Origin of the sequence: Limnobaculum parvum (assembly GCF_003096015.2) — a bacterium.
GTDB lineage: Bacteria > Pseudomonadota > Gammaproteobacteria > Enterobacterales > Enterobacteriaceae > Limnobaculum > Limnobaculum parvum.
Map to the genome: position 1 here is coordinate 2,673,440 of NZ_CP029185.2, position 23,870 is coordinate 2,697,309.

Here is a 23,870-nt window from a genome sequence, read left to right on the forward strand (position 1 = left end):
ACTAAAAGACAGAGTTGTTGCCCCAGAATAAACAGAACCCCTACCTACAGTACATTCTGAGCAGCATTCGTACTTAATAACTGAATCGGCGCGGCTTTAATTTTCAATACTGCAATATAATCTCAAATTATGGTCTAATTGGGGGCATGGGATTAACCCCATCACCTGAATAGCTTTTGACGGCCTGGCGATATTCGCGTAAATGTGATGCATTTCCACCGACATCTTCAATATCATTGATCTGATCTTTCAACCAATACAACTCGTTATAACGCCATTGTTCAACATCAATAAATTTTGTAAACGCTTTACCATCGTAGCAATACCGTGTCGTATAGATATCATTTGGGATTTCATCTAAAAAATAAACTTTATAGGGCTGACCAAAACCAAAATATCCATCTTCATCTGCACCACAGACATGGTAAGGCGATTTTATTTCAGTAATAACCACATACTTAGGGCGAATATTGTCTCTTAAATCATAATAATTATCGCCATGTTCATTACTGATAATCCAATAAGACTGACTCTCATTTATTGTTTTTAATTCTGAATTCCTAAATATACCTTTATACATTTCACCCTCTTACTAATTACTTTCTGCATTAACCCACGTACCATTAACAAGATACATTGGCACCCTGAAATACCATCCACAAAACCGAAGGTTTCCGTCATTAGTTGAATTATTAAAACCGGTTATGTAGCCATCAGGAATTTCATAATTTGCTGTCCCATCAGGAGGCCTTGTATACTGTTGTGAACCTCTGCGGATCCCCTGAATGAAATTTTTTCTTACCCAACTGCTAAGAGTGCCACCAAACGCGGATCCATTGATATCACCGCTAGAATTCATATATGAGTTACCCGCATACACCCAGCCACCACTGGCAATAATATCTTGCCCGGCAGTGATGCTCTTTGGTGCATTATAGTTACCCTTAACATCCCATTTATGATTAACTTGCTGCCCCCCAGAACCAATCATATGAAGCAGCCAGCTTAAGTCTGTTCCTCCAACCAGCACTCCCATAGAAAATGCATACGCATTTACGCTGGGGAGAACAGTCCTTTGTTTAATTATGGGATGATATTCGCTGCCTCCTGCTGGGCGCTGGACTGATTGATAAAATGCAGATTTTGTATTGTATTGGTCTGCGTAAGCATTCGATCCAATATATGTACCGGTAATCGGCTGAGCAAACGTACCACCAGTCGTGGCAGAAACAGCGTCTACATCAACAGCACTTAATGTAATAGCGTTGCCAGACTTACCATTAATCGTTGAAACTTTACTATCTGCTAAATCATTTGCCTGCTTCACCGCTTTAGATGTTGCCGAATCCGTTGAACTATCACTGGTTATGCTGTCACTCAGTTTTACAATGCCGGCAGTTGAAGTTGAGGCTTTAGGTATATTAGAAAGCATATTAGCCGCTAGATCATAAGTTTGTTTAGCCTCAGCAGCCGCTTGCTTAGCCTCATCGCGCAATTGCTGAAAGACTAAAACCTGTTGCGGTGATAATTCACTTTCCCCCGGCGAAATTAAGAAGTCGTTCAACGTACCTGAAGGTGAGTCCGAATAAACAGTAATACTACCAACACATTTAGGTGAGAATCCTTCAACAAACAGTGTCACATCATATTCACCAGGTTCCACATCCATACTGTATGAACCGTTCTTATCAATTAATAAATTTGCTTCGGTTTTAATGATGACATTCTGTGTGGTTCTTTTTGTTTTTAATTCAATCGTACAATTAGGAATAGGCTCTCCTATTCCATCCTTCAAAATCCCGGCAATATTTATAGCCATGGAAGCTCCTGAATGTTATTAACACATATTGAGTAAATAGAATAAAAAAGCCCCGCATTGTGCGAGGCTAAAATTGGTTGTTGAAATAATCGATCTTGCTAAATAACAAATTCAGATAACAATACGTTAATGAGTTAAAACGTTTTCATTATGCGTTATATAAGGCCACAAACACAGCCCTGAACCAGATGGCAAAAGAGCCCGCATATCATGCAGGCTCTTTACACACATCATTCGGATACAACTTAGTGACTTTATAGTGGTTACTATACCTGATAATCAGATAAAATCAACATCTTTTTATTGTTATTACCACTTTAAGTTAATTTAGTTGTAAATAAAAACGTAATCAATGAATAACAAGAAAACGATAAGAATGTGGAAAATTACGTTAATTGGATTGTTCCGATACCATCAGCCATAATCTGATTACTAACAATACTACCGGCTGTGCCACTAGCCCGAATAGACCTGCCAACCAACTTATATTTGATCTGATAGCTCCCAGCGCTCACTGTTTGAGTTCCATTTTTAAATACGATTGACAAATTACCTGATAACTTAAAAGGCCCTGTACCTGATGGATTAATATCCCCTAACTCTTGCACAATAACTTTTTTCAGATCTGAGCCTGTTTGTGATGTGAAATTTCCCAAAAACGCCGAAACTCCACTCAGATTGTCAAAAAATACTGACACATCTTCGTTGTCAAATTGCGACGGTAAATAGGCATACAAACGAGCGTCATAAAGCCAACCATCAGTATCAATTTGAACTGCCGATTTGAGTGATTTAGTTCCTAAAGTAGACGATGGTAAATTACCCCAGTTTAGAGAATTCAAAGTCAGCGTTGTTGCTCCAGAATAGACAGCACCTCCACCTACTGGCACGTAAAGACCATCCGCCTTTTTCTGTAATTGATTGCCTGCATCTGTAGAAATTTTTACTGAAGCGGAAAGATTTCCTTTGTTTGCCAATAAATTAATAGAATCAGTATTGGTAACTTTAGCTAAGGCATTGAGAGAATTATCAGGTGTCGTATCTTTTGGTATGCATTTTAAAAAACCATTCTCATCAGATACCGTATTAGCAGTCGATAACATTTGAAAACTACCGGCCTTATACTCTTCAGCCACATTTAGAACCATCTGACCAGCGTATCCAGAAGAGGCTCGAACAACAAAATAGACTGAACTACCGGAACTTTCTAACTGAACTCTGGCCCCAACTTTTTCCGGAGCAACATTTGTGCTCACCAACGTAACATTGGGCCACCCAGCAGAATATATATAGGGTTTATTATAAATATTAGTTGGAGATACCTGAACCAGATTAGTTCCATCATCCGTAGCCATTGCCTTTAAACCAAGATTATTTCTGGCGGTTGCTTTAGCTTCAGATGTCGTGAGTTCAGACAGGTTATTCCCTACCTTGAACAATTTAGTAGAATCAATACCACACGGATCCGTCATAATGGCCAAAGAAGCATTATTGTGTGTTTCTGTCATTCCACTAGTCAAAATCATTGAATGACTACGCTCACCTGATTCGATTTGTGCAGTATCAGCATAAATCGAGTCGCCAATAGTCGCAGATGTAGAACCCAGTGCGTTAGATGGCCCAAAAAAAACGAAATAGTTAGCAGCCAATGGGGCTGTGAATTTCACTGTTAATAGAACACAGCCGTTCCCCTGTGCTGTGGCTTTTGCTGAATGGGGAATCATTGCGCCACGGGGTGTACCTAGTTTTGTCATAAGCGTTGATAAATCGCAGAAAAACGTCATGCCGTCAGCCAGTCCTTCACGCTCAATTGTTCCGTGTAGGAATTTTGTCGTTCCCTGCTTAACGATGATTTGCATCACCCCCACTCCAGCAGGCAGAGGACGAGTCACTGTCACCCGAGGAAAAGATACATCAGTAGCTGTGATTTGCTGCATCGTGTGGTTGCTTATCAGACCATCAACTAACGTATTTACAACAGTGACTCGTGTCGCCGTCCATTTTGTGAAATCTGACGAATAAAGAAAATTATTTGAGCCCTGTGGCTCTGGTTCATGCCGACCAACAGCTATACCATTAATATATTCAACTGGGTATATATCAGCTCCTGCATAATGCAACAAACCATTGGCTCCTTTATAAGCATACCCATTGGCGCACTTATATCGCAGACGGTTATCCAGCTCTTCTGAAAGCATATTAATGACGGAACCATTACTGTATTTGATACTTTTTATGTAGCGAGCACCCCAATCGAGTGATGCTTGAGGCAGTGAGAACCATTCACTATCATCAAACGCGATCTCGGTTTCATCACCATTCGTATAATAGATAGTACAACTGCGTTTGGTATCAGAATCGGCAGGTATAAAAAGTCCATCACTCTTCTTCTGCAACTGATTTCCCGCAGATGCCGATACTTTTACGTTTGCCGAAAGCGTTCCCTTATTGGTCGTTAAATCGATAGTTTCAGTATTCGTAACGTTAGCCAAAGCATCCGCTGTTGAGGCTAACGTCCGGATAAACCCATTTGTATCTACGGTTGTATTTGATTCCGAACGGAATTGAAACCAATTACTCCACACTCCCTGTACTTTTGTCCTTTGCCACATCAAATTTTCTGCGCCAGATAAAGTAATCGCAAGCTGGCTTGAATATTTGGACAGCCCATGTTCAAGATGAATAACATAGAACCAGACAGAAGGTAGAGGAGCATTAGTAATCCCATCTCCCATATAAAATCCGGTTTTTTCAATATTATTCCAGTCTGCTGGAGGCTCAATACGTTGGCATACCCCACCCAGACCAAAAGCCCCCACCGGCATTAAATTACCGGAGTCAGTTCCAACATTGCTCGCCGCCGCTGTACCCAACCCCAAGTTTTCTCTGGCTTTAGCGCGAGTCGCTGTATCAGCAAATTCTGAAAGGCAATTGGATATTTCTAGAACTTCATCGTCGGAAGCTGCGCCAATCATCGCTCGGGCATGAGACGAATCTGATGCAGATAACAAAGTTCGACCTAATTCACTCAAGGCAGTAACTGCTACAGAGTCAGGCCCTCTCAGATACATCAGCTCATCTGCCGCTGTTTTAAGTGCAGCAATTGCTGTAAGTAAAGGTGACTTATCCTGCTTATCATCCAGGCCAATAAGTACTTGTTCTGCACTATTTTTAGCCTCAGCCGCCGCCTGTTTAGCCTCATCGCGCAATTGCTGAAAGACTAAAACCTGTTGTGGTGATAACTCACTTTCCCCCGGCAAAATTAAAAAATCGTTCAACGTACCTGAAGACGAGTCCGAGTAAACAGTAATACTCCCAACACATTTAGGTGAAAACCCTTCAACATACAACGTCACATCATATTCACCGGGTTCCACATCCATACTGTATGAACCGTTCTTATCAATTAATAAATTCGCTTCTGTTTTAATGATGACATTCTGTGTGGTTCTTTTTGTTTTTAATTCAATCGTACAATTAGGAATAGGCTCTCCCATTCCATCCTTTAAAATCCCGGCAATATTTATAGCCATGGAAGCTCCTGAATGTTGTTAACGCATATTGAGTAAATAGAATAAAAAAAGCCCCGCATAGTGTGAGGCTGGTGTTGGTGATAGATAGATAAATGGTTACTAAATAATAGCCTCTGATATAACAACTTTAGTTGGTTAAATTTGTCATATCAGAAATAACAAAAATTATAAAATCAATTATTCTGCTGTAAAAACAGAGAGCCCGCACAAATATGCGGGCTCTCTGTATGTTCGTTCGGATACACGTTTTCGACTTTATAGTGGTTACAATACCTGATAATCAGATAAAAACAACATCCTTTTATTGTTTTAACTACTTTTAATTAACATTCATAACCAGGTAAACAAGCCGAAGTCTCCTTGCTGTCAGCGGCATCCATGACTACACTTATTTTCTTTCATCGTCCAAACTTCACAGCCCTGAGAAGCACAGGCGGTACCGATATACAGAGTGTGATCATCAGGCGTATACATTTTTCGTATTCCCATATTTTCCCCATTGCCAAAGCCATCAATAGAAATCATCTCGAAAGTCTTTCCATCTTTACTGCTCGCAAAATCGAAGCCAAGGCTTTTTGGGTATTTGAAAAAAGTACGGAACCACGCTTTAAACCAACGCGTCATATGATAGTCATCTTCAACGATATTCGTATTAATACTTTTGAAAAAGACTCGAAGAAAATCTGCAAGCTTCTTGTATTTTTCGATAGAAGGATGCAAAACCAAATCACTAAAAAACGTCTTATAAACGGTGCCGGTATCCCAACTTCCCAAATATAAGCGCCCATCAAAGCTTCGTAATTCCCAGCAGTAGGCATTAGCCATATTACCAAGACCCGATGGATATTTTCCTAGGTTTCTGGTGCCGGTTGTGGGCTTCGTGGGTGAAATAGGTTTCTGCCCGATGATAATTTCCCATTTGTCAGCTTTAGATACTCTGACTAAATCAAATCCTTTAGAAATAACCCACCGATTGACAGGATCGGTACTGTAAAGTGAGCAACTGATCCCTACGCCGACATAGAGGTGATTATCGAATACTTCTAAAGAAAGTGGGCATTCGTTGAGTTCATCACCCGCCCCTTTATCGATAACACGCTTCCAATTACCACTTTCTGGATCTTCACATCGCCACAATTCAAACCCACCAATCGGCATCGTTGCAATATACAGGCTACCGTTGAAACTGATCATATTAAATATCTCACCGATTATCGCGTCTGTGTTTACGCGAGTCCAACCCTTTTCAGGGTTTTCAGTAACATATAAAAAACTTTCCAGTTCAGTAGTAACTTGATGTAACGCCGAGGTATATAGCTTTCCTTTATGAGCCTTAACGCTTCGCGTGCTGTATTCTGGCTCTATGCCCGCCAGAATATGCGTCCAACTCACACCATCGGTGGATTTCAACATATACGAAGGGCCGTTTCCTCTTGCATAGCAGCCGCAGTACAAGGCGGTCTCACCTTCATCATCAGTGAATATCTCCATACTTCTAAAGCCCATCACACTCCATTCTTCTGGTGCACGAAAAACTCTTTCCCATCGTTTGTGGTCACTATCACACTTTGGATAGCGCCATATCTCAGCTGCCATTACCGGGTTATCGGGTGTATAAGCCTTTGGAGCGATTAAACCAAAATTTCCATAGGCATTATATGGAACATTCCGGCCTGTCCCTACATAGACGTAGTCGCCAAAACCTAACATACTCCACGCATAATTATTCTGACGTGCATTGTCAGGATCGGCTTGATCGAACCCAGGTACTTTAGTTATTTTCTCAAATTTCATAATGAACCACTTAAATGTTAATGTAATTTGGTCGTTATTAGGCCATTGTTAATGCCTACAACCTTTTTCTTATTGTTTTTTATATCTTTTCTATATGTATTTCTTCTTCATTCTTTGCTGTCGATAAAGCGGAAATAACGCATCAAAAGCCGCCCCGACTATCACAGAGCTCTCCCTCTCTAAAGAATGATGAAAAAATATTGGTGCACTTGTAGTGACATATAGAACTTTTTACATTTCTGATGTTTTCAGTATTTCCCGTACCCCCTTTAATTGCCCGTTACATTGCTCGATAACAGCAAAAAGCTCAGCGATATAGCTGGGATAATCACCGTAATGTTGAACCCGATACTCCGGCACCAAACAAGGCCTGAACAGGCTCGTTGGCACCGGCAGCGGTGGCGTTGACTTCGACGACTCGTTCACGCAGCCGCTGAGTAACAGCATCAGGAACGGGAACAGCAACGCAGGGACTCTCCAGTTGGCTTTGCGCCAATGCTCGTTGCAACACTGCAGTGCGTTTTTCACTCTGTTGTTTTTGCTCTGCAACACCATCCATCACCTCCTGGATTTGCAAGTACTGGGTCCTGATCTTGGCTGAATAGGCCCGTTCTTCTGCTAACGCCACCACTGCCTGTTGCTTCTCACTCCTTAGCTGATTTAACTGATGGCTCAACCAGCGGCAATAGAGCAGCAACACAACAATGCATAAAGCCGCTAATGCGGCAGTAACCCATTTACTGGAAAAACTCATGACTCAAACATCCGCTTCTCCAGACGGCGGCGGCGCTCCAGCCCGCCCAGCCTTTTTCCATCGGCATGTACCCAACGGGAGAACTCTTCCGCCGAGCCGCCGTAATCTCGTTGATTGAGTTTGCGTAACAGGGTTGAGGTGCTGAGCGCCCGAGTTCCACAGTTAAATGCGAAAGAGACCAACGCATCAAACTGCCCCTGAGTTAATGGAACACGAACAATTTTTTGAATATCCTGCTCTACACGAACCAAATCTGCTTTTAGGTAGCGTTCAGCCTGCATCAGGCTAATTTGATCTCCTGATTTCACCCCCCCGGTATGGCCATAACCGATGGTCCATACGTTTGCCGGACAGAGATAAGCTTTTAGCTGGCAGGATTCAAAAGACTTAATATGATCCACACCCTGTTGACTAGTTATCATGATTTCCTCCATCGACCCGCTTTAGAAAGCGCCTCTCCAACGTTTTAATAAATTCAGCACCAGACCAGCCGGATAGCCCGGCTATGCCACCGGCAAACTCGGCGGCCCAGTGATAGTAATTGGCTGCCAGTAACACCAGCGCACCGGCAAAGATGGCCACGATGGCTTGCAGGAGAAGAATCGACCAGCGAAACTCCTCTCCATTAAGAATTCGATAGGCGTAGCTGGCGATAGCCCCCAGCAAAGTCATAATTAGTACAAGTAAATGACTAAGTAGATTGAAGTTTTCAGGTTCTTTTATTGGCATTTATGTTTTTCAACTCCTGAACGGGAGAAATAAAAAAGCCCCGCAGAGCGGGGCTAAATTTGACAGACTGATACGTCACACGTGGTTAATATATGGCATCCTGCGGTTTAACCATTTTTGTTAATAGTTACCGAGGCTGTTGACGGACAGCATTGATGACACCTTTTGCCATTCTGGCTTGTTTTCCATTCATGTTTCTTCGTATCAAATAAGGCCATAAAGCCGTCATCCTCCAGGCAATAAAAACAAAAATGCCCGCATTCAATAGCGGGCATTTGTTGAAGCACTCTTTGGATACAACTTTTTGACTTTATACTGCTTACTATACCTGATAATCAGATTAAGTCAACACCTTTTACTTGTTTTAACAACTTTGTTTATAGGGGATTTAAAATGAAAAGTGCCGCCTTTCGGCAGCACAGCGATGTAAAAATCAATCATCGAAAAAATTCATCAGACAGAAACGGCCTCTCCCGTTTGAACAAAAATTTGTCCCGCAATAAAAGCTTCTGCCACTCTTAAAATGCCTGCAATATAGCTTTGAGCTTTACCAAGTTGCTTAGCCAGTTTTGACTGGCTAATTCTATAAACATAGTGTGCAATCACCAGCTTATAGGCTAATTGGTCATAATGCCGCAGCCCGGCGACGGCAGAATCGACCACCATACCTTGCTCGTCATCAGTGCGAAAAAATGTCGAATTGCTATCCGGTAAAACCGCTTGAAAAGTGACATTCACTTTGGAATATTCAGTACCGACATTGCAACGAGCCCAGTTGCCCCACATCTCTAAAGTTGTCTTGATATTGTTCATTATATCCCCCGGACATTAACAACATTTTGTTGTATGGCTATACTAATGTAAAATTAGGGGTTGATCAACATATATTAGTTGTTATAGTAGAACTATATTTAGTTGTCATTTTCACCTTTTATCTATTATGAGAATCACTATGCAGACGTTAGCAGAGCGCGTTGCAAAGCGGCGCGAACAGTTGGGTTTAAGTCAGAAAACCCTGGCAGAAAAGATTCAGGTCAGCCAACAATCGATTAATAAAATCGAATCGGGCCAGACCCGATCGCCACGCAATCTGGACAAACTGGCCGAAACGCTAGATGTCAGCCCACAATGGCTATTATTTGGCGATGAGCCTGCGCCCATTAAGTCCGTTGACATCTATGATAGTGAAATCAAGGCCAGCAGTTTGCGGGTTGAAGAATGGGAATCAATGAATCACGACAAAGACGAATTTGTCGAAGTTTCCATGCTGAATGTGGAAGCCGCCTGTGGTGACGGGGCTATGGCCGATAATGAGCATGAAGTCTATGCCCTACCGTTTCGCCGCTATACCTTACGCAGAATGGGCGTTAATGCCCGTAATGCGCGAGTTGTACGGGTTATCGGTAATAGCATGGCGCCAATGCTACGCAGCGGGGATGTCGTAGGTATCGATACCGCCAATAACTCAACGATTATTGATGGCGACCTCTACGCTATCCGTGACGGTAATCTGATTAGAGTAAAGCAGATGATCCCTCGTCCAGATGGTGGTGTGATCATTAAAAGCTTTAACAACACAGATTATCCCGATGAACAGCTAACCAGAGACGAATTCGAACAACGTATTCATATTATTGGTCGCGTTTTCTGGTCGTCCACGCTTTGGTAAGCAAAGATTGTTATATACCCCAAAAAGCCTGTCCAGATCGCAAATCTGTCAGGCACAATCCATGTATACGTTTAACGACCACGCCCACAAATCGCATGATTATTACCTTATTCATTATCAATAAGATGACAGATAAAATCTTTATAAAAGGCTTTGCTAAAGCGTTGCAAAAATAGACTTAATTAATTCAATCAAACTAATAAAAACCATGTGGGAAAATTTATAATATTTACTTATGGGCATTAACAACGTTATTATTATGCAACGCTAACGAGGAGAATGTAGCACATGGAAAGTTCATTTTCGCCTACTGAAAGTATCTTAAGCCTGTACGCAACAATACAGGAAGAATTTCCACATCAGGAAATTCAGTTAACCCGTCTTAGCATGCATACCTACTCAAAGTTACTTGAATGTCGTAATAAGATTTTCAAGGCTCAAGGAATAAACGAAACGCTCTTTATGACGTTAGTAATATTGAATGCACAAAAAGACAAATCAATTCAACCATCAGAATTAAGCCTAGCCCTTGGTTCGTCCAGAACCAATGCTACACGCATTGCTGACGAGCTGGAGAAAAAAGGATGGATCGTTCGTAAGGAAAGCGGCAAAGATCGTCGCTGCCTGCACCTGTTTATGACTCCTGCAGGACAGGCATTTCTTAACGGTATGTTCCCACAGCAGCATGCTAATTTAATTAAAATTTGGGACGTCTTCTCTGAAGAAGAACGTATCCAACTTGAATTGTTAAATCGTAAACTGCTTACCCGTTTAGAAGCTATCGATCACACCTGATGGTTAATGCTGTAATTTAGCTAAATATGCGATCCCATCGTATACTGCTAAATTACAGCGATTTAACGCTGCCTTATTGCACAAAATACCCATAAACTATAACGCTGAATTTCAGGGTAACTGAATGGGTTTCTATACCATTCAGAGCGAACTTATTTTTGAGGTAGAACCGAATGTCCGCGGAAACTCTCTCCCCGCAACCAAGAAACAAAAAACAAACACGCAAGCTGGCTATGACAATAGCAACCGTGCTGTTCGTCATTATTGGCGCGGGTTATGCCATCTACTGGTTTGTTGCATTACGCCACCATCAAACAACGGATGATGCTTATGTCGCCGGTAATCAGATTCAAATTATGGCGCAGATAGCCGGCAATGTAACCACTATCCATGTAGATAATACCGATCGGGTAAAACAGGGAGATGTTCTGCTAACGCTGGATCCAACCGATGCTCAGCAAGCCTTTGAGCGAGCAAAAACCGCGCTGGCAAATAGCGTGCGTCAAACCCACCAACTGATTATTAATAACCGGCAATTGCAGGCCAATATTGAGCTGAAGAAAACAGCACTGAATCAGGCAGCAGCAGACCTAGTTCGCAGAGAAACGCTGGGTAAAGCCGCAGCGATAGGGAAAGAAGAACTCCAGCACGCTAGAGATGCCGCCGTTAGCGCCCGTGCTGAACTGGAAGTGGCACTACAGCAATATCAGGCCAACAATGCGCTAGTGCTTGATACTCCGCTTGAACTGCACCCTTCAGTGCAGCATGCCTCATCTCAGCTACGGGATGCTTGGTTAACTTTACAGCGCACGAAAGTCGTTTCGCCTCTTGATGGTTATGTTTCACGACGTAGCGTTCAGGTTGGCTCGCAAATCGCAGTAGGCACCCCGCTAATGGTGATAGTTCCTGCCGATCGGGTGTGGGTTGATGCTAACTTTAAAGAGACTCAACTGGCCAATATGCGCATCGGTCAGCCGGTCCACATTACCAGCGATTTCTATGGCGATGATGTGGAATATACCGGCACCATAGCAGGGCTGGATATGGGAACCGGCAGTGCCTTTTCTTTACTTCCGGCGCAAAATGCTACCGGAAACTGGATTAAAGTCGTGCAGCGCCTGCCCGTTCGTATTGAGCTTGACCCAAAACAGGTTGTACAACATCCATTGCGTATCGGTCTGTCAATGGAAGTCACCGTAGATACTGCCGACCAACATGGATTAGTACTGGCGGAAAAACCACGTCAGGGAATCGCCTATGAGACAAAGGCCCTTACTTATGACCTAGCACCGGTGAATACATTGATTACTGACATTATTCATGCCAATGCTGGCAACTGATGCCAAAAATGAATAACACACCGCTAAAGCCCCTTGAAGGGGCTCAACTAGGCTGGATCACGCTGGCTCTGGCTCTTGCTACCTTTATGCAGGTGTTGGATTCCACGATCGCCAATGTGGCGATCCCAACCATTTCAGGCGATCTGGGTTCATCCCTTTCTCAGGGCACATGGGTCATCACCTCTTTTGGTGTGGCTAACGCTATCTCCATCCCTTTAACCGGTTGGTTTGCCAAACGTGTTGGTGAAGTTCGCCTGTTTATGGCTTCCATCACGCTGTTTGTGGTGGCTTCATGGCTGTGCGGAATGTCACACAGTCTGGAGATGCTTATCCTTTCCCGAGTGATACAAGGATTGGTCGCTGGGCCGATTATGCCTCTATCACAAAGCCTGCTATTGAATAACTACCCTCCGCTGAAGCGCAGTATGGCGCTGGCACTGTGGTCAATGACGGTCACGGTAGCCCCCATTTTTGGGCCAATACTGGGTGGCTGGATCAGCGATAACTACCACTGGGGATGGATTTTCTATATCAACGTTCCGGTCGGTATTGCTGTCGTTATTATTATCTGGGGCATATTAAAAGACCGGGAAACACCAACCGAGATCCGTCCTATTGATACCGTTGGGCTGGTGCTGCTGGTGGTGGGGATCGGCTGCTTTCAGATGCTGCTTGACCGGGGCAAAGAGCTGGACTGGTTCCAATCGACTGAAATCATTGTTCTGACTGTGGTTGCCGTGGTGGCGATTACCATCTTGATTATTTGGGAGTTAACCGACGACCACCCTATTGTGGATTTATCGCTGTTTAAATCGAGAAATTTCACCATAGGATGCCTGTGTATTAGCTTGGCATTCATGTTGTATATCGGTTCAATTGTGCTGCAACCACAGCTATTACAAGTGGTATACGGTTATACCGCCACTTGGGCAGGGCTAGCAGCGGCTCCGATTGGGCTCGTTCCGCTACTGTTAGCGCCGATTATCGGAAAATATGGTCCTAAAATCGATTTACGTCGATTAGTCACCTTTAGCTTTATTGTGTATGCCGGTTGTTTTTACTGGCGAGCTTATACCTTTGAACCTGCGATGGATTTTGCCGCCGTCGCCTGGCCGCAATTTGTGCAAGGCTTTGCCATTGCCTGTTTCTTTATGCCGTTAACCACCATCACCCTTTCTGATGTAGAACCATCAAAAATTGCAGCGGCTTCTAGCCTGTCCAATTTTTTACGTACATTGGCAGGTTCGGTGGGAACGTCCATAACCACCACCTCCTGGACTCAAAGAGAAGCGCTGCACCACTCCCGATTAACCGAAGCCATTAGCCCTAATAATCCGCTATCGCAGCAGGCTTATGAATCTATGGGGAAAATGGGCATGTCACCGGCGCAGATTAGCGCTTATCTCAACAACCAGATAACCAATCAGGGGCTGATTATTTCTGCCAATGAAATCTTCTGGCTGTTTGGCGGGATCTTCCTGTTATTACTGGTGTTTGTCTGGTTCGCTAAACCACCGTTTATTATTGGCGGCGGGGCCGCGCATCGGGGTGCAGAACACTAGTTAATCAAAAAGTAATCTGCTACTTACAGGCTGATTACCTTAGTAAAAAACAACCTGCGTTGAGATTTATTCAGGTTGTTTTTTTATTCCAGAAGCTAGTCTTATCTTTTGATGTTGACCTTATAGAGAATTGGAATTCAGCTGACGACTGAGAGAAGGTAACACGCCAAACAGGAACGTTTGGCGTGGCACTGCTTCGCTTGGAGCGAATCAGTGCCGGTGCGTAAACCCGAACGAAGACGGAAGGTAGTCGCCGCAGGCGACCTGAATTCGTGTGCGAAGACTCAGGGGGCGTTCGCCCTTAACGCCCCCTGCTCGGCCACTCACTCCATTGCTATTTTTTACACTGCACTGCTAGTGGACGATACTTACTCAATACAATGGTATTCAATCAGACCTCCCCCCAGACGCCAGTCCCAAACGATATACCATTGCTATATTCCTAGCCGTCATCCTGACATTATCCGCTGCCTGAGTCAGTGCCTCATCCAACGAACTAATTTTATACAGCACGCTAAACGCCGCATCCAAACCATGTTGATAAACAATATCCACGTCGCTGCTTAGGCTACCAGCAATGGCGATCACCGGTTTATGGTAGCGTTTAGCAACTCGGGCCACCCCAATAGGTACTTTTCCGTTAACCGTTTGGCTATCAATCCGGCCTTCACCGGTAATCACCAAATCTGCTTGCCTGACGGCGGCATCTAACCCAACGGCTTCGGTGACAATATCAATCCCCGGACGCAGCTCCGCACCAAGGAAAGCCAATAAAGCCGCGCCCATACCACCCGCAGCCCCAGCGCCCGGGACATCATTTACATCCAGCCCAAGATCGCGCTGAATAATTTTTGCGTAGTGGAGCAGATTGGCATCCAGCTGTTCGATCATCGCAGGTGTTCCGCCTTTCTGTGGACCAAATATCGCTGAAGCACCCTGAGCGCCGGTTAGTGGATTGGTTACATCACAGGCCACCTCAAACCGACAGTCGGCAATACGCTTGTCCATCTGGCTAACATCAATACGATGTAACCGGGCAAGTTCTGCACCACCAAATCCAATTTGTTGGTCGTTTTCATCGAGTAATTGAGCACCCAGCGCCTGAACCATTCCTGCACCACCATCATTAGTCGCACTGCCACCAATGCCAATAATGCAGTGTTTCACGCCGCTGTTAAGGGCTTCAACAATCAACTCACCGGTCCCAAAAGAGGTGGTAATCATTGGATTACGCCGGCTGGCTGGAACACGTTCCAGCCCACTGGCCGCTGCCATTTCAATAATGGCATAGCGCTCGTCACCAGACAGTCCTAAAAAAGCAGAGCCTCGTTCACCTAATGGATCGGTCACATCGACGGTAAGAACTTGTCCTGATGTCGCAGCTACCATCGCTTCTACTGTTCCTTCTCCTCCATCGGCAACGGGGAGCCTCACATACTCCGCCTGTGGGAAAATCTCACGAAATCCAGCTTCAATCTGGGTCGCAACGTCCAGAGCGCTCAGACTTTCTTTGTAGGAATCCGGTGCGATGACTATTTTCATAACCTATCCATATATAAGATTATTGAATGACCAACAATAGAAACAATATCTTTGCCCGCCGTTCACCTGTGAAAGCTGGCAAACGGTGATTACCGGGTCACTTCGACTTTAGCCAACTTCTCATAGTAACGCGCTAAAGCACAGTGGTCAGAAGTACCCATATCGTCAGCTTTCAGGGCTTGCATCATTTCCATCACTGCGGCGGTGAGTGGCAGTTGAGCACCAACGTCATGTGATGTATCCAGCGCGTTCGCCAGATCTTTAATATGCAGATCGATACGAAAGCCCGGCTTAAAGTTACGATCCATCACCATAGGCGCTTTGGCATCCAGTACGGTACTGCCTGCCAGCCCGCCGCGAATGGCCTGATACACGAGATCCGGATTTACCCCTGCTTTGGTTGCTAATACCAGCGCTTCAGACATAGCCGCAATATTTAGCGCAACGATCACCTGATTAGCCAGTTTGGTCACGTTACCGGCACCAATATCACCAGTATGGACCACAGAACCCGCCATCGCTTTCATAATGTCAAAGCAGCTATCAAATATTGCTTTATTACCACCCACCATCACCGACAGTGTGCCATCAATGGCTTTTGGTTCCCCCCGCTCACCGGGGCATCCAGCATTTCTACGCCTTTTTCAGCCAGTACTGCACATATTTCTCGGCTGGCCAATGGCGCAATGGAGCTCATGTCAATGACGATAGCCCCTTTCTTCACGCCTTCAATAATGCCGTTCTCTCCCAACACGACGTCTTTTACCTGCGGTGAGTTTGGCAGCATAGTAATGATCACATCACATTGCTCTGCGACTGCTTTTGGCGTTGTCGCAGCGGTTGCACCTGCAGCCACAACTTCAGCAATTGAATCCGTATTGCGATCCATAACAACTAATGAGTAACCCGCTTTCAGCAGATTTTTGCTCATTGGTTTGCCCATAATCCCTAAGCCAATAAAACCGATTTTCATTACATATTCCTCATGGTTCATTCTTAATCCTGTGGCATTCACCACAGGAAAAGGGGTAAAACAGAATCGTCGTCAGACAATCACTTATATTTGTCTTTCAGTGCCTGAGTGGCGGTACGGAAAACGCCGAGATCGCTACCAACAGCAACAAAGGTCGCCCCCCACTCCAGATAGCGGCGCGCATCGGCTTCAACCGGGGCTAAAATGCCGCAGGCCTTACCGTGCGCTTTTGCCCGATCAAAAATATGGCGGATCGTTTGTTGTACATCCGGATGCCCAGCCTGACCTAAATAGCCCAGAGCAGCCGACAGGTCGCTTGGTCCCACAAAGATGCAGTCCACGCCATCGACTGCGGCGATAGCATCCAAGTTGTCCACGCCCTGCTGGCTTTCGATTTGAACCATCACGCTGATGTTGTCGTTAATTTTGCTGAAGTAATCCGCTACGGTACCGTAGCCATTGCTGCGGTGAGAAACCGATACCCCACGAATGCCCTGTGGGGGATAACGGGTTGAAGCCACCGCCTGCAGTGCCTCTGCTTCGGACTCAACAAAAGGGATCAGCAAGTTATAGAAACCGATATCCAGTAAACGCTTAATAGTGACGGGATCGTTCGACTGAGGGCGCACAATAGCTGCACTATCGCTGTCTTTCAGCGCCATCAGTTGAGGGATAAACGTATTGATATCGTTTGGCGCATGTTCGCCGTCCAACAGCAGCCAGTCAAAACCGGCATAGCCTAGAACCTCGGTGGTAATCGGGTTGGCAAGTGAAGCCCAGCAACCAATTAATGGTTTACCACTCAGGAGATCCTGACGAAATTGGTTAAAAACGGTAGATTTAGACATCATGAGTCCTTCTTATTATCTGTAGCACGGCGGCTAGTGATTCAGTATTGATAGTGCCTGAGTGATAACGTTTCAAACGGGCTACGCTCATTACCGCAGCCCTTTTAAATTAGCGAACCAGACAAGGTCGTTTGTTATCAAAAGCCCAGTTTGGCACCAGATACTGCATCCCCATCGCATCATCACGGGCGCCCAGCCCCATGTTTTTATACAACTCGTGAGCTTTAAGTACCTGATCCATGTCGATCTCTACGCCCAATCCCGGTTTCTTCGGCACCTGCACCATACCGCCCTTAATTTGCAGCGGCTCTTTGGTGATACGCTGATTGCCTTCTTGCCAGATCCAGTGAGTATCAATGGCGGTGATTTTTCCCGGTGCCGCAGCGGCAACCTGAGTAAACATCGCCAGTGAAATATCAAAGTGGTTATTGGAGTGAGAACCCCAGGTCAGGCCCCATTCGTGGCACATTTGCGCTACGCGTACCGAGCCTTGCATGGTCCAGAAATGCGGGTCAGCCAGTGGAATGTCCACCGAATGAAGCTGTATGGTATGTCCCATTTGACGCCAGTCGGTGGCAATCATATTGGTCGCTGTTAATAGGCCTGTAGCGCGACGGAACTCAGCCATAATTTCACGACCGGAGTAGCCCGCTTCAGCCCCGCATGGATCTTCCGCATAGGCCAGATAGCCGCGTAGGTATTTCCCAATACGAATCGCTTCATCCAGCGACCATGCGCCGTTAGGATCCAGAGTGATACGCGCCTGTGGGAAGCGTTTAGACAGAGCAATAATGGATTCGGCTTCGTCTTCCCCAGCCAGTACGCCGCCTTTTAGTTTGAAGTCATTGAAGCCATACTTTTCATAAGCGGTTTCCGCCAGACGCACTACGCTGTCCGGTGTTAATGCTTCTTCATGACGCAGGCGATACCAATCGCATTTCTCATTTGGCTGGCTTTGATAAGGCAGATCCGTTTTCTTACGGTCGCCGATGTAGAACAGGTAACCCAGCATTTCTACTTCATCACGCTGTTGACCATCACCCAGTAGAGAGGCGACTGTCACCCCTAAATGCTGGCCCAGCAAGTCGAGCATTGCCGCTTCCACCGCCGTTACTACGTGAATGGTGGTACGCAGATCGAATGTCTGAGTGCCGCGACCGCCTGCATCTCTGTCAGAGAATTGTGCGCGAACGGCGTTCATCACATTTTTGTATTCACCCAGAGTTTTGCCCATGATTAACGACTTAGCATCTTCCAGCGTCTGGCGAATTCGTTCTCCGCCCGGAACTTCACCAACGCCAGTATGACCAGCGTTGTCTTTCATAATGACGATATTACGGGTGAAGTAAGGCGCGTGAGCACCGCTGAGGTTTAACAACATGCTGTCGTGACCGGCAACCGGAATCACCTGCATCTCGGTAATAATTGGGGATGCTGAAGAACTCATATTTAATCCACCTTGTTCTATATTATTCAATGAATAAAGTCTGCTTTAGCTGACTGACCGAAGTTAACCGCCAGCCCGCTAATCATGATTAACGCACCATTGCCGGACGCTTTTTATCAAAGGCCCATCCAGGGATCAGATACTGCATCGCCATCGCATCGTTACGTGATCCAGACGGCATTTTCTTATACAGCTCATGGGCTTTTTCTATTTGGCCCATATCCAGCTCAATACCCAAGCCAGACTTATCGCTCAGGGCGATTTTACCGTTAATGATTTGCATTGGCTCTTTGGTCAAATGCTGTCCTTCCTGCCAAATCCAGTGGGTATCCAGCGCGGTTGGGTTACCCGGTGCCGCAGCCCCTACATGGGTAAACATTGCCAGTGAAATGTCGAAGTGGTTATTCGAGTGGCAACCCCAGGTGAGCCCCCATTCGTTACACATCTGAGCAACACGGGAAGCCCCGGTCAGCGTCCAAAAATGCGGGTCGGCCAAAGGAATATCGACCGCCTGTAACATAATGGCGTGGCACATTTCGCGCCAGTTTGTCGCCACCATATTGGTGGCAGTTGGTAATCCGGTTGCCCGACGAAACTCGGCCATAATTTCACGACCAGAATAACCATTCTCGGCACCGCAAGGGTCTTCGGCATAGGTAAGAACATGGCCCATGCCTTTACATAAACGGATGGCTTCATTCAGTGACCAAGCACCGTTAGGATCTAACGTAATACGTGCATCAGGGAAAGTTTTAGCTAGCGCTGTCACCGTTTCGATCTCGGTTTCACCCGCCAATACACCGCCCTTCATTTTAAAATCTTTGAAGCCATAACGATCTTTCGCTGCGGCAGCCAATTCCACCACTGACGCCGTGTTCATAGCCTTTTGATGACGCAGACGATACCAGTCATGTTTACCCGTTTCGGCTGCTAGATAAGGTAAATCAGTTTTCTCACTGTCGCCGATGTAGAACAGATATCCCAGCACGGTGACTTCATCACGCTGTTTGCCCGGCCCCAGCAGCTCGGCTACCGGTACACCCAGATGTTGGCCCATCAGGTCTAACAGTGCCGCTTCCAGCGCAGCAACGGCATTGACGCGTAACTCGAAGGTCCATGCACCTTTACCAAAGGTGTCATAGTCTGAATACAAATTCCCCTGATGCATCTTATCAACCAGTCGATTAAGAATTGCCACCGACTGGCCTTCCACATGAGGAATCGCCTCGATCAATGTGTTGTAAATCACTTCACCGCCGGGTGCTTCACCAACACCGGTATGACCGGCGTTGTCTTTGATAATCACAATATTGCGGGTGAAATAAGCACCGTGTGCGCCACCAATATTCATCAACATGCTGTCATGACCGGCAACCGGAACCACCCGCATGGAAACAATTTTTGGCGTATCTTGCGTATGCATCGTGCTTGTCTCCTGATGATTACAGCTTCAGTTCAATACGTTGAATCTTACCAACCACAAACAGGTAGCTGACAATCGCGATCGCAGCATGGATACCAACATAAACCAGTGCACCGTTAAATGAGCCCGTGGAATAGACGATATAGCCGATAGCAATTGGCGTCACGATACCGGAGATATTGCCGCACATATTGAACAAACCACCGCTCAAACCGCTGATCTCTTTTGGTGCCGTATCGGCCATAACAGCCCAACCTAACGCACCAATGCCTTTACCGAAGAATGCCAGCGCCATAAAGCCAACCACCATCATTTCGGATTCAACATAGTTACAGAAGATCATGGAGATAGATAACAGCATCCCCAGTACGATAGGGAGCTTTCTTGCCAGCGTGATGGAGCCGGTTTTCTTCATCAGATAGTCAGATATAATGCCGCCCAGAATACCGCCGGCAAAACCACAGAGTGCAGGAATAGAAGCCACGAAGCCCGCTTTCAGAATCGACATTCCACGAGCCTGAACCAGATAAACCGGGAACCAAGTAATAAAGAAGTAAGTTAGTGCGTTGATACAATACTGACCGATATAAATACCCACCAGCATGCGTGAACTTAATAACTGTTTGATATAGTGAAGTTTAGGGCCACCATCTTTTTTAGCGCTCTGCTGATCCATGTTAGTCAGCGCACCGCCTCGTTCAATATGGTCGATTTCGCCTTGGTTAATGCTTGGGTGTTCTTTCGGGTTGTGGATCACTTTTAGCCAGACAAAGCTAACGATGATACCCAGACCACCCATAAAGTAGAACACGAACTGCCAACCTAAAGTATGAGTCAACCAGCCCATAATTGGCGCAAAAATCACCGTAGCGAAATATTGTGCTGAGTTAAAGATAGCAACCGCAGTACCTCGCTCTTGCGCCGGGAACCAAGCAGCAACAATGCGGCTATTACCCGGAAATGAGGGAGATTCCGCTAAACCAACCAGAAAACGCAATGTGAAGAGTAATACCAGTGCCCACATACCGCTCAGGAATCCAATAACGCCCTGTAACAGCGTGAAGGTTGACCAAATAAAGATACTCCAGAAATAAACCCGTTTAGAACCAAACTTGTCCAGTAACCAGCCTCCCGGCAGTTGGCCCAATACGTAGGCCCATGAGAATGCAGAGAACACATATCCCATGCCAATGGCATCCAGCCCCAGCGAGCTAGACATTGGTGCTCCCGCGATCGATAGGGTTGCACGATCGCCATAGTTAATTGCGGTGACCACAAACAGCATAACAACGATCCAAAAGCGAACGTGAGTGGGTTTTTCCCCTACCCCTGTCACCGACTTTGTAGACTCCATGATATTCTCCTGTAGATAAAGTTATTCGATCAACTTATCCATCATTTTTTAATATTGTTAGTAATAATGGGTGTGATAAAAATTATTCTTTAAGTAAGCAATAGATAAATCCGAAGATTTATTTCGTCAGAAATAAGAAAATAGAAAAATCAATAATTCATAAAACCGCTGAGGGGATACTAATTGTTTCGGGTTAACTAAAGCATTGGGCATATGCACAATCATTTATGTAATTCAGACCATTTCTTGCACATTAACTCATATAAAAATATAAAAAATATCAATGAAATCATTTTATTGATTATTTTATCTTTATCAGAATTTCAGTGAAAAAATAGTCCGAAAAGTTGACTCTTGTCACATATCAATCGCCAATAATTTATTTATTAAATCATTAAAAAAAATAGCCATTGTTATTTTCAAAAATAGGCAGTAAAAATATAAATAGGATATAAACGTAAATAGAAAAATTCGCTAAACCGCTGCTAATGACAATACTTTTAAAATTATCACCTGTTAAAATGCTTTAACACTGAAGGTATTTACAATGAATAAAGACAACAATCTTGCTGCTCCGCTTTATATTAAAGTCGACGAGCAAGACAATGTGGCGATTGTAGTGAATGACAACGGGCTACCGGCTGGTACCCGATTTAGCTGTGGCCTAGAATTAACTGAATATGTTCCTCAAGGGCATAAAGTTGCTCTGCAAACCATCACTGAAGATGCCGCCATTGTGCGCTATGGGGAAATTATCGGTTATGCGGTGCGAGATATTCCTCAGGGCAGTTGGATTGAAGAATCGCTGGTGACACTTCCCCAAGCTCCTGCATTAGAAACATTGCCACTCTCCACTAAAGTTCCTGAACCGCTTCCACCATTAGAAGGCTATACCTTTGAAGGCTATCGTAATGCCGATGGCAGCGTCGGCACCAAAAACCTGCTAGCGATTACCACCAGCGTTCAGTGTGTTGCTGGTGTTGTAGATTATGTAGTGAAGCTAATTGAACGGGATCTGCTGCCCAAATACCCTAACGTTGACGGTGTTGTTGGTCTAAACCACCTTTACGGCTGCGGGGTGGCAATTAATGCACCGGCAGCCGTGATACCTATCCGTACCATTCATAATCTGGCGCTTAACCCGAACTTTGGCGGCGAAGTGATGGTTATTGGTCTGGGTTGTGAAAAGCTCCAGCCTGAAAGGTTATTGGAAGGCACTCCTGATGTACAAAAAATCATCCTCACCGATAGCCCCATTATTCGCCTACAGGATGAGCAACACGTTGGTTTCGAGGCCATGATCAAAGAGATTATGTCCGTCGCTGAAAAACATCTGCAACGTTTGAATAAGCGTCAGAGAGAAACTTGCCCAGCTTCTGAGCTGGTGGTGGGTATGCAGTGCGGCGGCAGCGATGCTTTCTCCGGAGTGACCGCTAACCCGGCGGTAGGATACGCTTCTGATTTGCTGGTGCGCTGTGGTGCCACTGTGATGTTTTCTGAAGTTACGGAAGTTCGTGATGCCATCCATTTGCTTACGCCTCGCACCGTAACGCCAGAAGTGGGTAAAGACTTACTGCGTGAAATGGCCTGGTACGATAACTATCTAAACAGCGGTGAAACCGATCGCAGCGCTAACCCGTCACCGGGCAATAAGAAAGGCGGTTTAGCTAACGTGGTTGAGAAAGCGTTAGGTTCCATCGCTAAATCAGGCAAAAGCGCCATTGTTGAAGTACTCTCTCCCGGTCAGCGCCCAACTAAGCGCGGACTTATTTATGCAGCGACGCCAGCCAGCGACTTTGTGTGTGGAACCCAGCAGTTAGCTTCCGGTATCACATTACAGGTATTCACTTCCGGCCGCGGAACGCCTTACGGTCTGGCAGCAATTCCCGTCATTAAAATGTCTACCCGCAGCGCTCTGGCTAAACGCTGGTTCGATTTAGTGGATATCGATGCAGGGACTATCGCTACCGGTGAAGCAACTATTGAGCAAGTCGGTTGGGAACTGTTCCACCTGCTGTTGGATGTTGCTAGCGGACGTAAGAAGCCTTGGTCAGATCATTGGGGATTACATAATGCGCTGGCGGTGTTTAATCCAGCACCGGTGACCTGATTTCTTTTATTTAAAAAGGTCAGTCATTACGTACTGACCTTTTAGACTAATGGCAAACTAAATAAATCAACACCAGTAAATATTCCGCTCGTAAAAACAATGTACTTATATCTGCACCGGGAGCGGTCGGTAAACCGTCTGTACTCAGCGACTTTCTCCTTGGCCTCTTTTCCTGTTG

19 protein-coding genes and 1 pseudogene are annotated in these 23,870 nt (G+C 45.3%); 5 read left to right on the forward strand and 15 right to left on the reverse strand.

Translation table 11 applies throughout. The features are described 5' to 3' along the window. Window positions 1-127 precede the first annotated feature (127 nt). From HYN51_RS11210 to HYN51_RS11245, 9 genes are all read right to left on the reverse strand, one after another. Window positions 128-580, reverse strand: coding sequence for a hypothetical protein (locus HYN51_RS11210; protein ID WP_108900102.1), 453 nt, complete (start codon window positions 578-580; stop codon window positions 128-130). A gap of 12 nt (window positions 581-592) precedes the next feature. Beyond that, a complete protein-coding gene (locus HYN51_RS11215) occupies window positions 593-1,819 on the reverse strand; it encodes a prophage tail fiber N-terminal domain-containing protein (protein WP_108900103.1) in 1,227 nt (408 codons plus the stop codon). A gap of 386 nt (window positions 1,820-2,205) precedes the next feature. Further along, window positions 2,206-5,352 (reverse strand): prophage tail fiber N-terminal domain-containing protein, encoded by a 3,147-nt coding sequence (locus HYN51_RS11220; protein WP_108900104.1) that lies wholly within the window; start codon window positions 5,350-5,352, stop codon window positions 2,206-2,208. Window positions 5,353-5,718: 366 nt separating this feature from the next. Continuing rightward, the gene (locus HYN51_RS11225; RefSeq protein ID WP_108900105.1) at window positions 5,719-7,146 is read right to left on the reverse strand and encodes a hypothetical protein; all 1,428 of its coding nucleotides are present in this window, start codon (window positions 7,144-7,146) and stop codon (window positions 5,719-5,721) included. 231 nt (window positions 7,147-7,377) lie between these two features. Further along, window positions 7,378-7,536 (reverse strand): hypothetical protein, encoded by a 159-nt coding sequence (locus HYN51_RS16870; RefSeq protein WP_456237235.1) that lies wholly within the window; start codon window positions 7,534-7,536, stop codon window positions 7,378-7,380. Beyond that, window positions 7,475-7,900: a hypothetical protein gene (locus HYN51_RS11230; protein WP_108900106.1), complete on the reverse strand. Its 426-nt coding sequence runs from the start codon at window positions 7,898-7,900 to the stop codon at window positions 7,475-7,477. Before HYN51_RS11230 ends, HYN51_RS16870 begins: the two co-directional genes overlap by 62 nt. Then, window positions 7,897-8,322 (reverse strand): lysozyme, encoded by a 426-nt coding sequence (locus HYN51_RS11235; RefSeq protein ID WP_108900107.1) that lies wholly within the window; start codon window positions 8,320-8,322, stop codon window positions 7,897-7,899. Before HYN51_RS11235 ends, HYN51_RS11230 begins: the two co-directional genes overlap by 4 nt. Then, on the reverse strand, window positions 8,312-8,629 hold the full coding sequence (locus HYN51_RS11240; RefSeq protein WP_192878399.1) for a phage holin family protein: 318 nt from the start codon (window positions 8,627-8,629) through the stop codon (window positions 8,312-8,314). Before HYN51_RS11240 ends, HYN51_RS11235 begins: the two co-directional genes overlap by 11 nt. 453 nt (window positions 8,630-9,082) lie before the next feature. Continuing rightward, entirely contained in the window at window positions 9,083-9,442 is a 360-nt protein-coding gene (locus tag HYN51_RS11245) for an antiterminator Q family protein (RefSeq protein WP_108900108.1), read from the reverse strand. Between the two features lie 139 nt (window positions 9,443-9,581). Between HYN51_RS11245 and HYN51_RS11250 the strand changes: the two genes are divergently transcribed. The 4 genes from HYN51_RS11250 (at window position 9,582) to emrB (ending at window position 13,995) form a co-directional block, all read left to right on the forward strand. Beyond that, entirely contained in the window at window positions 9,582-10,298 is a 717-nt protein-coding gene (locus HYN51_RS11250) for an XRE family transcriptional regulator (RefSeq protein ID WP_108900109.1), read from the forward strand. A gap of 288 nt (window positions 10,299-10,586) precedes the next feature. Continuing rightward, window positions 10,587-11,093: a transcriptional repressor MprA gene (gene mprA, locus HYN51_RS11255; RefSeq protein ID WP_108900110.1), complete on the forward strand. Its 507-nt coding sequence runs from the start codon at window positions 10,587-10,589 to the stop codon at window positions 11,091-11,093. A 173-nt stretch (window positions 11,094-11,266) separates the two neighbouring features. Beyond that, window positions 11,267-12,433 carry a multidrug efflux MFS transporter periplasmic adaptor subunit EmrA gene (gene emrA / locus HYN51_RS11260; RefSeq protein WP_108900111.1) on the forward strand — a complete coding sequence of 389 codons (1,167 nt, stop codon included), beginning with the start codon at window positions 11,267-11,269 and terminating at the stop codon, window positions 12,431-12,433. 8 nt (window positions 12,434-12,441) lie between these two features. After that, on the forward strand, window positions 12,442-13,995 hold the full coding sequence (gene emrB, locus HYN51_RS11265; protein WP_108902038.1) for a multidrug efflux MFS transporter permease subunit EmrB: 1,554 nt from the start codon (window positions 12,442-12,444) through the stop codon (window positions 13,993-13,995). 387 nt (window positions 13,996-14,382) lie between these two features. Here the strand turns inward: emrB and HYN51_RS11270 are convergent, their stop codons facing one another. The 6 genes and pseudogenes from HYN51_RS11270 to HYN51_RS11295 form a co-directional block, all read right to left on the reverse strand. Beyond that, window positions 14,383-15,537 (reverse strand): glycerate kinase, encoded by a 1,155-nt coding sequence (locus HYN51_RS11270; RefSeq protein ID WP_108900112.1) that lies wholly within the window; start codon window positions 15,535-15,537, stop codon window positions 14,383-14,385. Between the two features lie 89 nt (window positions 15,538-15,626). Beyond that, a pseudogene (gene garR, locus HYN51_RS11275) lies at window positions 15,627-16,510 on the reverse strand (2-hydroxy-3-oxopropionate reductase). An 80-nt stretch (window positions 16,511-16,590) separates the two neighbouring features. Next, window positions 16,591-17,358, reverse strand: coding sequence for a 2-dehydro-3-deoxyglucarate aldolase (gene garL / locus HYN51_RS11280; protein WP_108902039.1), 768 nt, complete (start codon window positions 17,356-17,358; stop codon window positions 16,591-16,593). Window positions 17,359-17,467: 109 nt separating this feature from the next. Continuing rightward, complete coding sequence (gene gudD, locus HYN51_RS11285; protein WP_108900113.1) at window positions 17,468-18,805, reverse strand: glucarate dehydratase; 1,338 nt, start codon at window positions 18,803-18,805, stop codon at window positions 17,468-17,470. An 88-nt stretch (window positions 18,806-18,893) separates the two neighbouring features. Then, window positions 18,894-20,228 carry an enolase C-terminal domain-like protein gene (locus tag HYN51_RS11290; RefSeq protein ID WP_108900114.1) on the reverse strand — a complete coding sequence of 445 codons (1,335 nt, stop codon included), beginning with the start codon at window positions 20,226-20,228 and terminating at the stop codon, window positions 18,894-18,896. Between the two features lie 19 nt (window positions 20,229-20,247). After that, window positions 20,248-21,582 (reverse strand): MFS transporter, encoded by a 1,335-nt coding sequence (locus tag HYN51_RS11295; RefSeq protein ID WP_108900115.1) that lies wholly within the window; start codon window positions 21,580-21,582, stop codon window positions 20,248-20,250. Between the two features lie 547 nt (window positions 21,583-22,129). Here HYN51_RS11295 and garD point away from each other — a divergent pair. Further along, window positions 22,130-23,692, forward strand: coding sequence for a galactarate dehydratase (gene garD / locus HYN51_RS11300; RefSeq protein WP_108900116.1), 1,563 nt, complete (start codon window positions 22,130-22,132; stop codon window positions 23,690-23,692). Window positions 23,693-23,870 lie beyond the last annotated feature (178 nt).

What these genes read in the sequence shown, in the direction of transcription:
- HYN51_RS11290 (WP_108900114.1), bottom strand. Translation starts at nt 20,228, where the DNA reads ATGCATACGCAAGATACGCCAAAAATTGTTTCCATGCGGGTGGTTCCG.
- mprA (WP_108900110.1), top strand. Translation starts at nt 10,587, where the DNA reads ATGGAAAGTTCATTTTCGCCTACTGAAAGTATCTTAAGCCTGTACGCA.
- emrB (WP_108902038.1), top strand. Translation starts at nt 12,442, where the DNA reads ATGAATAACACACCGCTAAAGCCCCTTGAAGGGGCTCAACTAGGCTGG.
- gudD (WP_108900113.1), bottom strand. Translation starts at nt 18,805, where the DNA reads ATGAGTTCTTCAGCATCCCCAATTATTACCGAGATGCAGGTGATTCCG.
- HYN51_RS11210 (WP_108900102.1), bottom strand. Translation starts at nt 580, where the DNA reads ATGTATAAAGGTATATTTAGGAATTCAGAATTAAAAACAATAAATGAG.
- HYN51_RS11295 (WP_108900115.1), bottom strand. Translation starts at nt 21,582, where the DNA reads ATGGAGTCTACAAAGTCGGTGACAGGGGTAGGGGAAAAACCCACTCAC.
- emrA (WP_108900111.1), top strand. Translation starts at nt 11,267, where the DNA reads ATGTCCGCGGAAACTCTCTCCCCGCAACCAAGAAACAAAAAACAAACA.
- garD (WP_108900116.1), top strand. Translation starts at nt 22,130, where the DNA reads ATGAATAAAGACAACAATCTTGCTGCTCCGCTTTATATTAAAGTCGAC.
- HYN51_RS11250 (WP_108900109.1), top strand. Translation starts at nt 9,582, where the DNA reads ATGCAGACGTTAGCAGAGCGCGTTGCAAAGCGGCGCGAACAGTTGGGT.
- HYN51_RS11230 (WP_108900106.1), bottom strand. Translation starts at nt 7,900, where the DNA reads ATGAGTTTTTCCAGTAAATGGGTTACTGCCGCATTAGCGGCTTTATGC.
- HYN51_RS11270 (WP_108900112.1), bottom strand. Translation starts at nt 15,537, where the DNA reads ATGAAAATAGTCATCGCACCGGATTCCTACAAAGAAAGTCTGAGCGCT.
- HYN51_RS11225 (WP_108900105.1), bottom strand. Translation starts at nt 7,146, where the DNA reads ATGAAATTTGAGAAAATAACTAAAGTACCTGGGTTCGATCAAGCCGAT.
- HYN51_RS11240 (WP_192878399.1), bottom strand. Translation starts at nt 8,629, where the DNA reads ATGCCAATAAAAGAACCTGAAAACTTCAATCTACTTAGTCATTTACTT.
- HYN51_RS11215 (WP_108900103.1), bottom strand. Translation starts at nt 1,819, where the DNA reads ATGGCTATAAATATTGCCGGGATTTTGAAGGATGGAATAGGAGAGCCT.
- HYN51_RS11235 (WP_108900107.1), bottom strand. Translation starts at nt 8,322, where the DNA reads ATGATAACTAGTCAACAGGGTGTGGATCATATTAAGTCTTTTGAATCC.
- garL (WP_108902039.1), bottom strand. Translation starts at nt 17,358, where the DNA reads ATGTCTAAATCTACCGTTTTTAACCAATTTCGTCAGGATCTCCTGAGT.
- HYN51_RS11220 (WP_108900104.1), bottom strand. Translation starts at nt 5,352, where the DNA reads ATGGCTATAAATATTGCCGGGATTTTAAAGGATGGAATGGGAGAGCCT.
- HYN51_RS11245 (WP_108900108.1), bottom strand. Translation starts at nt 9,442, where the DNA reads ATGAACAATATCAAGACAACTTTAGAGATGTGGGGCAACTGGGCTCGT.